The organism is Cellulosimicrobium sp. XJ-DQ-B-000, from assembly GCF_031119065.1.
Classification (GTDB): domain Bacteria; phylum Actinomycetota; class Actinomycetes; order Actinomycetales; family Cellulomonadaceae; genus Cellulosimicrobium; species Cellulosimicrobium funkei.
In genome coordinates this window covers 740823-754212 of sequence record NZ_JAVHYN010000001.1, presented here as the reverse complement: position 1 = coordinate 754212, position 13390 = coordinate 740823, and the positions used below count along the sequence as shown (strand labels likewise).

Sequence of the window (13390 nt, the reverse complement as noted above, 5' to 3'; positions counted from 1 at the left end):
GGCACACCGAGGGCCGTGGCACGACGTGCCACGGCCCTCGGCGTACCCGGAGGTCCCGGTGCGGCTCAGCCTCGGCGGCGTCGTGCCCCGGAGACGACCGACCCGACGACGAGCGTGACCCCCGCCGCGGCGAGCACGACGATCGTCGCGAGCCCCAGGTCGACCCGGGCACCGAGCGCGGCCGCGAGCACCACGACGGCGAAGGCGACGATGACGAAGCCCCACACGATCGTGGCGACGCGCGGGCCGCGCCGCGGGAGCGGGCCGGGGTCCGCGCCCGCGCCGGGCGCCCCGCCCGTGGACGACGGGTCGGCGCCCGACGCCGTCGGGGCCGCGCCGTAGAGCGGCGCACCAGTCGACGGGGCACCGGCCGACCGGGCACCGACGGGCGGCGCGTCGGCGGGCGGCCCGTCGACCGACAGCGGGTCGGCCGGCGGCATGGCGGGCAGCGGCGTCGTGGCCCCGGTGTCGGTGGACGGTGCCGCAGCCGGGAGCGGGGTCGTCGCGCGGGCGTCGGCCGCGGGCGTCACGGCGGGGAGCGGGACCGTCGCGTCCGTCCCGGACGCCTCCCGGCGTTCCTGCTGCTGAGCCGGCTCGGGGCCCTGCGTGGGGGCGGGGTCGAACAGCTCGTCCCCGAGCGGCCGCGTGTCGTCGTCGCGGCGGTTCTCGTCGTTCATCAGTCCTCCTCGATCGTGACCTGGCCGGCGCCGACCTCGACCTGCAGCACGAGCAGCGGGTCGTCGCCCGTCTGGACCTCGTCGTTGTCGAACGTCACCGGCTGCGTGCTGACCCCGCCGATCTCCTGACGGTCGCCGTCCACGTGCCAGCGCGCGTTGCCCGCGAGCACCTGGACCTCGGCGCGGACGGGGACGCCGTCGGGCACGACGACCGTCGCGTCGCCCGCGCCGAGCCGGACGGGGACCTCGACGGGCGAGCCGGCGGTCGCGTCGGACAGGTCCAGGTCGGAAAGGTCGATGCGCGGGTCGCCGAACGACACGCCGAACCCCTGCTCGGCGACCTCGGGGTCGGTGATGCGGTGCGTGCCGTCGGTGACGGTCCGCACGGAGTCGTCGACGAACACGGTGAACGGGGTCGTGCGCCACGCCGAGGCGGGGAGCGCGACGACGAGCAGGACCACCGCGAGCCAGCCGAGGCCGCCGCTCGTCCGGCCCCGCAGCCCGCTGACCACGATCGCGAGGCCCGCGAGGATCCCGCTGAGGCCCGCCCAGGTCAGGAACACCGGCCAGGGCAGCGCGCCCTGGCGGTCGAGCACGAGGAGCAGCGCCCCCAGGAGGAGGCTCAGCCCGACGACGACGCCGGTCGTCGTCGCACCCGGGCCGCGAGGGCGCGGGGGCTTCGGCGGGCGCGGGGCGCGCGCGGCCTGCGGAGGGAGCGGCGGCTGCGGTGCGCCGCCCTGCGGGGACGGGGCGTACGGCGCGTGCGGGGGGAGGGGCGCGGTCACGCCGGGCGCGGGGGCGGCGTACGGGCTCGCCTCCGCCGACCAGACCGCGTCGTCCTGCGTTCTCGTCGGCGCACCGCCCACGGGCGACCCGCCGGGGGTGCCGGACGTCGTCGGGCCGCCCGGGTACGTCGGGCCGGGGCTGCCCCACGGGGCGTCCGAGGGTGCGCCGCCCGCGGGGGCGCCGGGGGTCGCCGTCGGGCCGTGGCCCGGGGCGTACGGGCCCTGCGCCGGACCGGCGCCGCCCGGGCCGTGACCCGGACCACCCGGGCCGTGACCCGGACCGCCCGGCCACGGCGGAGCCTGCGGAGGCGTGCCCTGGCCGCCGCGGGGGCCGCGCTGCGTGAGCGCCGAGACCGCGACGACCGCCACGGTGACGAAGGCCGCGACCCAGAACAGGCCGGTCAGCCAGCCGAGGTGGAGCGCGTCCCACCACGACCACCAGCCGCCGCCCCACGAGAACCCGACCACGACGAACGCCGCGGCGCCGAGCAGCGCGACGTCGACGTTGCCGCGGAACGCCTCCTGGAGGTGGATGCGGCCGTCGCGACGCTCGGGCAGCAGCGCCCACGCCGCGCCGTACAGGACGAGCCCGGCGCCGGAGAGGAAGAACGTCACGAACAGCAGCCCGCGCACGACCAGCGGGTCGATCCCGAACCGCTCCGCGACGCCGGACGCGACGCCGCCGATCCAGCGGTCGTCCGAGCGGTAGATGCCGACGCGGCGCACCGCGTCGAAGAAGCCGTCGGCGCCGCTCGGACGCCGGGGCGGCTCGCCCGGCGCCGCGCCCGGTGCACCCGGGGGCGGGCCGGCGGGGCCGGTCCAGCCCGGTCCGCCGCCGTGGTCGGGGTCGCTCGGCCCCGGGGGGACGGTGCCCGGCTGCGCGCCGGGTGTCTCGGTGTCGCCGCCGGAGCTCCCGGGCTGGGCGCCGGGTCCGGGGAGGTCGGGAGTGCTCATGACCACCATGCTGGTGCGCGGGGCGCGCCGCCGGTATCGGGTGCCACCCTGACCCGACCCTGAACCGTCCGGGGCCCGACCCTGGTTTCCCCGCCCGGGGGCGCTCGAGGCGTCCGCGCCGTGTGACGATCGGGGGGTGACGACAGCAGCCCGGCCCGGCGCCCGACCGCGCGACCTGCCGCTGCGCCGCCCCGAGCGCGGCCGGTGGGTGGGTGGCGTGTGCGCGGGCCTCGCGGCGCACCTCGGCGTCGGCGTCGGGGTCGTGCGCCTCGTCATGGCGCTCCTCGCGCTCGCGGGCGGCGCGGGCGTCGCGCTGTACGTGTTCTGGTGGCTCACCGTCCCGTCCGGCGACCCGCTGGCCGCGCGCGACGAGCAGCGCCCCGCCTCGCTGTCCCGGCTCGCGCCGCGCCTCCAGGGGAGCGTGCGGCGCCTGCCCGTGCGCGACGTCGCGATCGGCGTCGTCCTCCTGGGCGGCGCCGCGCTGCTCGTGGCGCTGCGCACGGGCGTCGACGTCGAGGTCTCGTGGGTCATCCCCGTGCTCATCGCGCTCGCGGGCGCGGCGCTCGCGTGGAGCCAGCTCGACGCCGTCGAGCGGGGGCGGCTGCTCACGCGGGCGGGCGGGCGAACGCCCGCCGGGGTCGTGCGCATCGCGGGCGGCGTCGTGCTCGTGCTCGTCGGCATCGTGCTGCTCGTGGGGCAGGACGCGCGGCCCACCCAGGTCGTGCGCGCCGCGGTGGCCGCGGTCGCGGTGCTCGCCGGCGTCGCGATCGTGCTCGCTCCGTGGTGGCTGCGGCTCGTGCGCGAGCTCGGCGACGAGCGCGCCGCCCGGGCGCGCGAGGCCGAGCGGGCCGACATCGCCGCGCACCTGCACGACTCCGTGCTCCAGACGCTCGCCCTCATCCGCGCCCGGTCCTCCGACGCCGACACCGTCGCGCGCCTCGCGCGCGCCCAGGAGCGCGAGCTGCGCGAGTGGCTCTACGACGACCGCCCCTCGCCCGGGACGTCGCTCGCTGCCGAGCTGCGCGCGCTCGTGGCGGAGGTCGAGGACGGGCGCGTGGGCCGCCGCGCCGAGCCGATCGGCGCGGCGCCCGGTGCGCCCGAGCCGGGGCCGGTCGTCGTGGACGTCGTCGTGGTGGGGGACTGCACCCCGACGCAGGAGACGGCGGCGCTCCTCCAGGCGACCCGCGAGGCGCTCGTCAACGCCGTCGCCCACGGCGGGCCGCCGTACTCCGTCTACCTCGAGGTGAGCGACGCGGCGGTCGAGGTGTTCGTCCGCGACCGGGGCGAGGGCTTCGACATGGACGACGTCGCCCCCGACCGGTTCGGGGTGCGCGAGTCGATCCTCGGGCGCGTGCAGCGCCGCGGGGGCAAGGCCGAGATCATCAGCCGGCCGGGGTGGGGCACCGAGGTACGGTTGCGCGTGCCGCGGGCCGTGTCGACGGACGTGCCGACGGACCCCGGCCCGGCGCGGACCGCACCGAGCGAGGAGACCCCGTGACGACCATCCCCAGCGCGACGCCCGACGGCGCACCCGCCACCGGGCCGGTGCCCGTGGTGCTCGTCGACGACCACCACATGTTCCGGGCCGGTGTGCGCGCGAGCCTCGACCCGGCGCTCGTCACGGTCGTGGGCGAGGCGGACGACGTGGGGTCGGCGGTCGCGCGCGTGCACGAGCTGCGGCCGCCGGTCGTGCTGCTCGACGTGCACCTGCCCGGCGGGAACGGCGGCGGGGGCGCGGAGGTCATCCAGCGCTGCGCCGACGTGCTGGGCGACGTGCGGTTCCTCGCGCTGTCCGTGTCGGACGCCGCGGAGGACGTCGTCGCGGTCATCCGCGCCGGCGCGCGCGGGTACGTGACGAAGGCGATCTCGGGGCCGGACCTGTCGGCCGCCGTCGGGCAGGTCGCGGGCGGCGACGCGGTGTTCTCGCCGCGGCTCGCGGGCTTCGTGCTCGACGCGTTCGGCACGGGCGCGGGCGACGTCGCCGTGCACGACGACGAGCTCGACCGGCTCTCCGCGCGCGAGCAGGAGGTCATGCGCCTCATCGCGCGCGGGTACACGTACCGCGAGGTCGCGTCGGAGCTGTTCATCTCGATCAAGACCGTCGAGACCCACGTCTCCGCGGTCCTGCGCAAGCTCCAGCTGTCGTCCCGTCACGAGCTCACCCGCTGGGCGGCCCAGCGCCGCCTCCTCTGAGCCCCGCCCACCGCTGAGTGCGGGAAACAGTCGCGCGGAACGGATCCGAGGGCGACTGTTTCATGCACTCAGCGCGGGGCGGGCGGGGTGCGGGGCGGCCAGGCGGGGGAGAGGGTGACCACGTCGCCGACGACGGTCACGGCCGGGGGCCGCACTCCGGCCTCGCGGGCCCGCTCGGCGATGGTCGCGAGCGTCCCGACCGTCGTCCGCTGGCGCGGGCCGTAGCCGTCCTCGACCACCGCGACCGGCGTGTCGGGCGAGCGGCCCTGCGCGACGAGCGCCGCGGCGGTCTCCGCGAGGCGCGAGACACCCATGAGCAGGACGACGGTGTGGTCGCTCGCCGCGGGGACCTTCCCGACGTCCTCGTGCCCCGTGAGCACGGTGAACCCGCGCGACAGGCCCCGGTGCGTCACCGGGATGCCCGCGGCGGCGGGCACGGAGACGGCGCTCGTCACGCCGGGCACGACCTCCACCGGGACGCCGTGGGCGCGGCACGCGTCGAGCTCCTCGCCACCCCGTCCGAACACGTACGGGTCGCCGCCCTTGAGCCGGACGACCCGCTTCCCCACGAGCGCGTGGTGCACGAGGATCCGGTTGATCTCGTCCTGCGGCACGGGGTGGTTGCCCGACGTCTTGCCGACGTCCACCACGACGACGTCGTCGCCGAGCTCGGCGAGCAGCGCGCGCGGCGCGAGCCGGTCGACCACGACGACGTCGGCCTCCGCGAGCACCCGGCGCCCGCGCACGGAGATCAGGCCCGCGTCGCCCGGGCCCCCGCCGACGAGCGCGACGGAGCCCACGGGCCGCACGAGCGGCGCCGTGACGGCCCCCGCGGTAGTGGCCTCGTGCCCGGCGTCGCCAGACCCCGCGACGACGGCGCGTGCCGGCCGCACCGCACGCAGCGGGAGCTCGCCCGTCTCGAGGAGCACCGCGACGGCGTCGCGCACGCGCTGGGCGCGCCGCGGGTCGCGACCGGCGTTGACGGCCACCGTGACCTCGGCCTCCCCTGCCCCGGAGGAGGAGCCCGGCACGACCGTGCGCGCGACGGCCGGGACCCACGCGGTCGCGCGCTCGGCGTCGCCCGCGGTGACGCAGAAGACGCGGTCCGCCTCGGCGTCGGCCGCTACCTCGGCGTCGACGCGGGCGTCGCCCGTCGCGGTGTGGACGAGCCACGCGCCGTCGAGGTCGCCCGTGAGGTAGTCGCGCCGCACCCAGGAGAGCCGGGCGTCCCGCGCCGGGACCGCCGCCGGGGCGTGCGCCGCGTGACCGGCGGCCCCCGGGCCGTGGGCCGCGAGCAGCTCGGCGAGGTCCTCGCACACGTACGGCGCGACGACGGTCACGACCGCGCCCGCGTCGAGGACGCCTCGCGCGCGGCGTGCGGCGACGGGCCCGCCGCCGACGACGACGACGCGACGGCCGTCGAGACGCAGGCCCAGGGGGTACGTCTCGTGGGTGGGTACGGTCACGGTTCCGGCCTCGGTCTCGGTCTCGGTGGCGAAGGAGCTAGATGGCGTAGGAGCCGGGACGCTCGGCCGGCCGGCGGGCGGCGGCGAGCGCGTCACCGACCATGCCGGCGGCGAGCGTGCCGCCGTCCTGGGCGTCGACGAGCAGGAACGCGCCCGTGCGGCGCGCCACGACGTACTCCTCGGCCGCGACGGGCGACGCGAGCCGCAGCGTCACGCGGCCGATGTCGTTGAGCTCCAGGCGCTCGGCGGGCTCGAGCTCGGCCGTGTCCAGGTCGAGGCGCCCGACGACGTCGCGCACCACGGCCTGCACGGTGCGGGTCGTGTGCTTGAGCAGCACGCGCGCGCCGGGCAGGAGCGGACGGTCGCCCAGCCACGCGACCGTGCCCTCGACGTCCTGCGTGACGTCGGGTGCCTCGGCCGCGGACGCGAGGAGGTCGCCGCGCGCGACGTCCACGTCGTCGGCGAGGCGGATCGTCACCGACTGCGGGGCGAACGCCTCGGCGAGCTCCGTGCCGCTCGCGAGGGAGTCGGCGGTGTCGATCCCGACGACCGTCGTGCGGCGCCCGGAGGGCAGCACCACGACCTCGTCGCCGACCGTCACGACGCCCGACGCGACCTGCCCGGCGTACCCGCGGTAGTCGCGGTAGCGCTCGTCGGCCGCGGCCTGCGGGCGGATGACGACCTGGACGGGGAAGCGGAACGCCTCGGCCTCCGGGTCGTCGCCCGTCGGGAGCTCCTCGAGCAGCTCGAGCAGGCTCGGGCCGTCGTACCAGGGCGTGCGCGCGCTGGCCCGGTCCACGACGTTGTCGCCGACGAGCGCCGAGACGGGGATCGTGTGCACGTCGCCGACGCCGAGCGACGTCGCCGCCGCCCGGATGTCCGCGGCGAGCTCGGCGTAGCGCGCCTCGCTGTAGTCGACGAGGTCGATCTTGTTCACCGCGACGACGACGTGCGGCACGCGCAGGAGGCTCGCGACGGCGAGGTGGCGGCGCGTCTGCTCCAGCAGGCCCTTGCGCGCGTCGATGAGCAGCACGACGACGTCGGCCGTCGACGCCCCCGTCACGGTGTTGCGCGTGTACTGCACGTGCCCGGGGCAGTCGGCGAGGATGAACGAGCGGCGCGCGGTCGCGAAGTACCGGTACGCGACGTCGATCGTGATGCCCTGCTCGCGCTCGGCGCGCAGGCCGTCGGTGAGCAGCGCGAGGTCGGCGGTCTCCAGCCCGCGGTCGCGCGAGACGCGCTCGACCGCGTCGAGCTGGTCGGCGAGCACGGACTTCGAGTCGAACAGCAGGCGGCCCACGAGCGTGGACTTGCCGTCGTCGACGGAGCCCGCCGTCGCGAGGCGCAGCAGCGTGCCGCGGCGCGCGTCGTCGAGCGGGGGCGCCGCGTCCGCGGTGACGGTACCGGTGGTGGTGTGGGTGCCCATCAGAAGTACCCCTCCTTCTTGCGGTCCTCCATGGCGGCCTCGGAGAGGCGGTCGTCGGCGCGGGTCGCGCCGCGCTCGGTGATGCGCGTCGCGGCGACCTCGGCGATGACGTCGTCGACGCCCGCCGCGTCCGAGCGCACGGCGCCGGTGCACGACATGTCGCCCACCGTCCGGTAGCGCACGGTCTCCGTCCGCAGCGACGCGGTCTCGGCATCCGTGCGGGGCTCCGAGTACGGCCCGACGGCGAGGAGCATCCCGTCGCGGTCGAACACCTCGCGCTCGTGCGCGTAGTAGAGCGCGGGGAGCTCGATGCGCTCGCGCGCGATGTAGCGCCACACGTCGAGCTCGGTCCAGTTCGACAGCGGGAACACGCGGACGTGCTCGCCCGGGCGGTGCCGCCCGTTGTAGAGGTTCCACAGCTCCGGGCGCTGGTTGCGCGGGTCCCACTGGCCGAACTCGTCGCGCAGGGAGAACACGCGCTCCTTGGCGCGCGCCTTCTCCTCGTCGCGACGGCCGCCGCCGAACACGGCGTCGAACCGGTGCCCCGAGATGGCGTCGAGCAGCGGCTGCGTCTGGAGCGGGTTGCGCGTGCCGTCGGCGCGCTCGCGCAGCTGGCCGTCGTCGATGTAGTCCTGCACGCGCGCCACCTCGAGGCGCAGGCCGAGGCGCTCTGCCGTCGCGTCGCGGTAGGCCAGGACCTCGGGGAAGTTGTGCCCGGTGTCGACGTGCAGCACGGGGAACGGCACCGGGCCGGGCGCGAACGCCTTGACCGCGAGGTGGAGCATCACCACGGAGTCCTTGCCCCCGCTGAACAGCAGGACCGGTCGCTCGAACTCGGCGACGACCTCCCGCACGATGTGGATGCCCTCGCTCTCGAGCGCGTCGAGCTGGGCGAGGCGGCGCCCGCCGGGGAGCGCCGCGGCCGGGGTCGTGCCCGCGGCGGCGGAGGCGCCGGGGGAGCCCGGCGCGTCGGTCGTCAGGTCGATGGTCGTCATGCCCGTCCTCATACGTGGAGTCCGCACTCTGTCTTGTCGAGCCCCGCCCAGCGGCCGGCCCTCGGGTCCTCGCCCGGCGCGACGCGCCGGGTGCACGGCTGGCAGCCGATCGACGGGTAGCCGTCGTGGAGCAGGGGGTTGAGCACCACCTGGTGCCGCGCCGCGTACGCGAGCAGGTCGTCGAAGGACCACGCCGCGAGCGGGTTGATCTTCACGAGCCCGTTCTTCTCGTCGAACGTGACGAGCGGCGTGCCGGTCCGCGTCGGCGCCTCGTCGCGGCGCACGCCCGTGACCCACACCTCGTAGCCCGCGAGCGTGCGGTGCAGCGGCTCGACCTTGCGCAGCTGGCAGCACAGCGCCGGGTCGCGGCCGAACAGGTCCTTGCCGTGCGCCGCGTCCTGCTGGGCGACCGTGAGCTCGGGCCTGACGTCGACGATCGTCACGTCCAGCTGCTGCTCGACGGCGTCGCGCGTGCCGACGGTCTCGGCGAAGTGGTAGCCCGTGTCGAGGAACAGCACGTCGACCCAGGGGATCTGCGCCGCGACGACGTGGGGGAGCACCGCGTCGGCCATGGAGCACGCGACCGCGACGGACGTCCCGAACTCGCGCGCCGCCCAGGCGACCACCTCGTCGGCGGTCGCCTCCGGGCGCGTGGCGCCCTCGACGCCGGGCGTGCCCACGCCGTGCAGCAGCTCGGCGCCGCGCCGCGCGATCTCGCGCAGCTGGTCGGTCGAGCGCTTCTCCCGGCCCTGCGCGGCCTGCCGCGCACGCTCCGCGTGGTGCGCGGCCTTCGCGCCCTCGCGCTGCTCCGTCCGGGCCCGCGCCGCGGCGCGCAGCGCCGCGAGCGGGTCGGTGCCCGCGGGTGCGGCGCTCCCGCCGGTCAGGTCCGCGGTCATCGGAGCGCCTCCTCGTCCGCACGGTGCGCCCACTCGGCGAACGTCTCGGACCCGTCCTTGTCGCTCTCGTAGCGCCGGACGACGCGCTCGACGTAGTCGGTGAGGTCGTCCGCGGTCACCTTGAGCCCGCGCACGGTCCGGCCCAGCCCCGCGAGCTCGCGGTCGTCGGAGGCCAGCCCGCCGCCCAGGTGGACCTGGAAGCCCGGGACCTGCCGGCCGTCGTCGTCCATGACGAGCTGGCCCTTGAGGCCGATGTCCGCCGTCTGGATGCGCGCGCACGAGTTGGGGCAGCCGTTGACGTGCAGGGAGAGCGGCTTCATCTGGGACAGGTCCCCGAGCCGCTGCTCGAGCTCGTCGATCGTCGCGGTCGCGGTGTCCTTCGTGTCGACGATCGCGAGCTTGCAGTACTCGATGCCGGTGCACGCGATCGTGCTGCGCCGGAACGGGCTCGGCCGGGCGTCGAGGCCGTTCTCCTTGAGCGTCGACACGACGTGCTCGACGTGCTCGTCCGGCACGTCGAGGACGAGGAGCTTCTGGTGCGGGGTGAGGCGCACGCGGTGCGACCCGACCGACTCCGCGAGGTCGGCGACGTTCGCGAGGATCGTGCCGGACACGCGCCCGACGTACGGCGCCGCCCCGACGTAGTTGAGCCCGTCCTTCTGCTTGTGCACGCCCACGTGGTCACCGGGGACGGTCGGCTTGGGCGCCGGGGGGCCGTCGGGCAGCGCGTACCCGAGGTACTCGGTCTCGAGGACCTCGCGGAACTTCTCCGGCCCCCAGTCGGCGAGCAGGAACTTCAGGCGCGCCTTGTTGCGCAGCCGGCGGTAGCCGTAGTCGCGGAAGATCCGCACGACGCCGTGCCACACGTCGGGCACCTGCTCCTCGGTGACGAACGCCCCGAGGCGCTCCCCGAGACGCGGGTTCGCGGACAGGCCGCCGCCGACCCACAGGTCGAACCCGACGCCCAGCTCGGGGTGGCGGTGCGCGACGAACGCGACGTCGTTGATCTCGTGGACGACGTCCTGGCTCGGGTGGCCGGTGAGCGCCGTCTTGAACTTGCGGGGCAGGTTCGCGAGCTCGGGGACGCCGATGTACTTCTCGGTGATCCCCGCGACGGCCGGGCCGATGTCGATGAGCTCGTCGGCGGCGATGCCCGCGACGGGGCTGCCGAGCACGACGCGCGGGACGTCGCCGCACGCCTCGGTCGTCTGCAGCCCGACGGACTCCAGGCGGCGCCAGATCTCGGGGACGTCCTCGACCTCGACCCAGTGGAGCTGGATGTTCTGGCGGTCGGTGATGTCCGCGCTGTCGCGGGCGAACTCCGTCGAGATGCCCGCGACGACGCGCAGCTGCTCGGTCGTGAGCGCCCCACCGTCGATGCGGACCCGGAGCATGAAGTACCGGTCCTCGAGCTCGTGCGGCTCGAGCGTCGCGGTCCTGCCGCCGTCGATCCCGGGCTTGCGCTGCGTGTACAGGCCCCACCAGCGGAAGCGTCCGTGGAGGTCGTCGCCGGGGATGGAGTCGAAGCCGTCGCGCGCGTAGATCGTCTCGATGCGCTCGCGGACGGACAGGCCGCCGTCCTCCTGCTTCCACTTCTCGTTCGCGTTGAGCGGCTCGGTGCCGTCGACCTTCCACTGCCCGTTCGGTCGAGCGGCGCGCGCGGGGCGCTCGGCGGTCCGCGGCGGACGGGCGGGAGGAGTGCTGCCGTCCGTGGCCTCGGGCGCAGTCGGTGCCTGCGTCATCGGGGTTCCTCGTGTCCTCGTTGGGGGGCGGGGACGCGCGACGGCGAGCGCTCAGCGAGGATGCTGCGAGTGGCTGAGGACCGACGGCGCGCGCCGGTTCTCAGGGGTTCTCGGGAAGAGAGGCGAGCGATGGCTCGCGCTGAGTCGGGCGCGGTTCAGCGACAACAGCTCAGACACGTGTGCGCGCACGCCGGCGTCCCGTGACCGGAGGTCACGAGGAGGGTGCGGGCAGCCGTGGTCATGCCGAGAACAGTAGCCGCGGTCCGGACGCGTGGACAGCCCCGGTCCGCATGGTGGGAAACCGAAAATAGTAGACCGATTCGGTCTGCTTTGTCGAGCGCCGTAGATCGCCGGGCGCATCTCACCTTGTGCAAAGTTTCACGACAGGGTCGTCAGCAAATACCATGGGGTCATGGAGTTCCTCTACAACGTCTTCGTCGCGCTGCACTTCATCGGGTGGGCCATCGTGCTCGGTGGCTACCTCGCGTCCCTGCGCTCGCCGGGCCTGTACAAGGGCGTCTTCCACGGGGCGCTCACCGCCCTCGTCGCGGGGATCGCCATGGTCGGGATCGGTGAGGCCTCGGTCTGGGGCGACGGTGGCCCGGACATGGCCAAGATCGGCGTCAAGCTGGTCGTCGCCCTCGTCATCGCCGTCCTCGCGTTCGTCGCCAAGCGCCAGGGGGCCAAGTCCTCCGACGGCGCCGTGGCGCCGGGCCTCAAGCACGCCATCGGCGGCCTGACCCTCGTCAACATCCTCGTCGCCGTGTTCTGGAACTGACCGCACCACCGGCACCCGGCCCGTCGACGCTCCGCGTCGGCGGGCCGTCGTCGTCTCGGGAAGCGTTGACCTGGTTCTAGGTGCATGGTCCACTAGTCGCATGGTCCTTCGATACCTCGTGCTCGGGCTCCTCACGGTCCGGCCCATGACCGGCTACGACCTCAAGCGCGCGTTCGACACCTCCGTGCACCACTTCTGGGCCGCGGACCGCTCGCAGCTCTACCGCACGCTCGCGGCCCTCGTCGACGCGCGCCTCGCGGAGGTGGAGGTCGTGCCGCAGGAGAGCTACCCCGACCGCAAGGTCCACACGATCACCGCCGCGGGCCGCGCGGCGCTCCGCGACTGGCTCGCCGCGCCGCTCGAGCCGGAGGACGCGCGCGAGCCCTTCCTCGGGCGGCTGTTCTTCGCCGACCAGCTCGACGACGCGGGCGTCGCGGAGCTCCTCGCGTCCCGCCGCGCGCAGGCGGAGGAGGCGGTCGCGGCGCTCGCCGCCGAGCACGAGCGCGTCGCCGCCGTCCTCGCCGACGGCGGTACCGACGCCGACCGCGTCCGCGGCACCCGGGGGCTCGCCCTGCGCCTCGCCACGCTCCGCCACGGCCTCGCGCACGCCCGGACCGAGCTCGCGTGGCTCGACGAGACCGAGCGGGAGGTGCTCCCGTGACCACGCCGGACGCCGTCGGGCGCCACCCCGCGACGCCGCCCGACGGGTCCGGGGCGGACGAGGTCTCCGTCGTCCTGCTGCACGGCGGCAACGTCGCGTCGTGGATGTGGGAGCCGCAGGTCGAGCACCTCGCCGACCTCGACGTCCGGACGCCGGACCTGCCCGGCTTCGGGTCCCGGGCGGCCGAGGACGTCGTGTCGCTGGACGCCACCGCCGACGACGTGGCCGCCCTCGTCGCGGCTCTGCCCGCGGGCCGGGCCGTGCACCTCGTCGGGCTGTCGTACGGCGGGATCGTCGCCCTCCGTGCCGCGGCGCGGCACCCCGGGCTCGTGCGCTCCGTCCTCGCGTCCGGCGCTGCGGTCGACGGCGTGCCGGGTCTCGCCGGGGCCGTCGGGCGCGCCCAGCTCCGGGTGTGGGACCGGCGCTGGTACTGGGAGGCGCAGGCCCGCGCCTTCCGCCTCCCCGCCGACGCGCGCGACGTCTTCGTCCGGACCGGCCTCGCGATCCGCCGCGACAACATGGCCCGCACCCTGCGTGACGTCTACGGCGGCTGCTGGCCGACCGGCCTCGAGGCGTCGGGTACGCGCGTCCTCGCCGTCGCGGGCTCGCGCGACCTGCGCGCCGCGCGCTCCGCGCTCGGGACGATCGCCCGCCGGGTGCCGGACGCCGTCGTCCGCCTGGCGCCCGGCATGCACCACCAGTGGAGCGCGGAGGACCCCGACCTTTTCAGCGCGATGATCCGCTCGTGGGTGGTCGACGGCGTCGCGCACCCCCGGCTGGTCCCGCCCGCGGGGCGTGCGTAGCGCGCCGGACGTGC

At 75.9% G+C, this 13390-nt stretch carries 12 protein-coding genes; 5 read left to right on the top strand and 7 right to left on the bottom strand.

Annotated elements, in window-relative coordinates; genetic code table 11:
- Positions 1-65: 65 nt before the first annotated feature.
- Both RDI86_RS03715 and RDI86_RS03710 read right to left on the bottom strand, forming a co-directional pair.
- Entirely contained in the window at positions 66-677 is a 612-nt protein-coding gene (locus RDI86_RS03715; protein ID WP_308820718.1) for a hypothetical protein, read from the bottom strand.
- Positions 677-2416 carry a PspC domain-containing protein gene (locus RDI86_RS03710; protein WP_308820717.1) on the bottom strand — a complete coding sequence of 580 codons (1740 nt, stop codon included), beginning with the start codon at positions 2414-2416 and terminating at the stop codon, positions 677-679. The genes RDI86_RS03715 and RDI86_RS03710 overlap by 1 nt, the downstream gene beginning before the upstream one ends.
- A 136-nt stretch (positions 2417-2552) precedes the next feature.
- On the opposite strand from RDI86_RS03710, the gene RDI86_RS03705 reads away from it, so the two are divergent.
- On the top strand, positions 2553-3914 hold the full coding sequence (locus tag RDI86_RS03705) for an ATP-binding protein (protein ID WP_061266871.1): 1362 nt from the start codon (positions 2553-2555) through the stop codon (positions 3912-3914).
- On the top strand, positions 3911-4609 hold the full coding sequence (locus tag RDI86_RS03700) for a response regulator transcription factor (protein ID WP_021483838.1): 699 nt from the start codon (positions 3911-3913) through the stop codon (positions 4607-4609). The genes RDI86_RS03705 and RDI86_RS03700 overlap by 4 nt, the downstream gene beginning before the upstream one ends.
- Before the next feature lie 68 nt (positions 4610-4677).
- On the opposite strand, the gene cobA is transcribed toward RDI86_RS03700, so the two are convergent.
- Genes cobA through RDI86_RS03675 form a run of 5 tightly spaced genes read right to left on the bottom strand, consistent with a single transcriptional unit; the run spans position 4678 to position 11134 of the window.
- Entirely contained in the window at positions 4678-6075 is a 1398-nt protein-coding gene (gene cobA / locus RDI86_RS03695; RefSeq protein WP_308820716.1) for a uroporphyrinogen-III C-methyltransferase, read from the bottom strand.
- A gap of 37 nt (positions 6076-6112) precedes the next feature.
- On the bottom strand, positions 6113-7501 hold the full coding sequence (locus tag RDI86_RS03690) for a GTP-binding protein (RefSeq protein WP_308820715.1): 1389 nt from the start codon (positions 7499-7501) through the stop codon (positions 6113-6115).
- Positions 7501-8496 (bottom strand): sulfate adenylyltransferase subunit CysD, encoded by a 996-nt coding sequence (cysD, locus tag RDI86_RS03685; protein ID WP_308820713.1) that lies wholly within the window; start codon positions 8494-8496, stop codon positions 7501-7503. Before cysD ends, RDI86_RS03690 begins: the two co-directional genes overlap by 1 nt.
- Before the next feature lie 8 nt (positions 8497-8504).
- Positions 8505-9392 carry a phosphoadenylyl-sulfate reductase gene (locus tag RDI86_RS03680; RefSeq protein ID WP_083711833.1) on the bottom strand — a complete coding sequence of 296 codons (888 nt, stop codon included), beginning with the start codon at positions 9390-9392 and terminating at the stop codon, positions 8505-8507.
- Positions 9389-11134, bottom strand: a complete 1746-nt coding sequence (locus RDI86_RS03675; protein WP_308820712.1) for a nitrite/sulfite reductase — start codon at positions 11132-11134, stop codon at positions 9389-9391. The genes RDI86_RS03680 and RDI86_RS03675 overlap by 4 nt, the downstream gene beginning before the upstream one ends.
- A gap of 412 nt (positions 11135-11546) precedes the next feature.
- On the opposite strand from RDI86_RS03675, the gene RDI86_RS03670 reads away from it, so the two are divergent.
- The 3 genes from RDI86_RS03670 to RDI86_RS03660 all read left to right on the top strand — a co-directional run bounded on the left by RDI86_RS03670 (position 11547) and on the right by RDI86_RS03660 (position 13376).
- Positions 11547-11912, top strand: coding sequence for a hypothetical protein (locus tag RDI86_RS03670; protein WP_021482514.1), 366 nt, complete (start codon positions 11547-11549; stop codon positions 11910-11912).
- Positions 11913-12012: 100 nt separating this feature from the next.
- The gene (locus RDI86_RS03665) at positions 12013-12573 is read left to right on the top strand and encodes a PadR family transcriptional regulator (protein ID WP_076405116.1); all 561 of its coding nucleotides are present in this window, start codon (positions 12013-12015) and stop codon (positions 12571-12573) included.
- A complete protein-coding gene (locus RDI86_RS03660; protein ID WP_083711834.1) occupies positions 12570-13376 on the top strand; it encodes an alpha/beta fold hydrolase in 807 nt (268 codons plus the stop codon). Before RDI86_RS03665 ends, RDI86_RS03660 begins: the two co-directional genes overlap by 4 nt.
- Positions 13377-13390 lie beyond the last annotated feature (14 nt).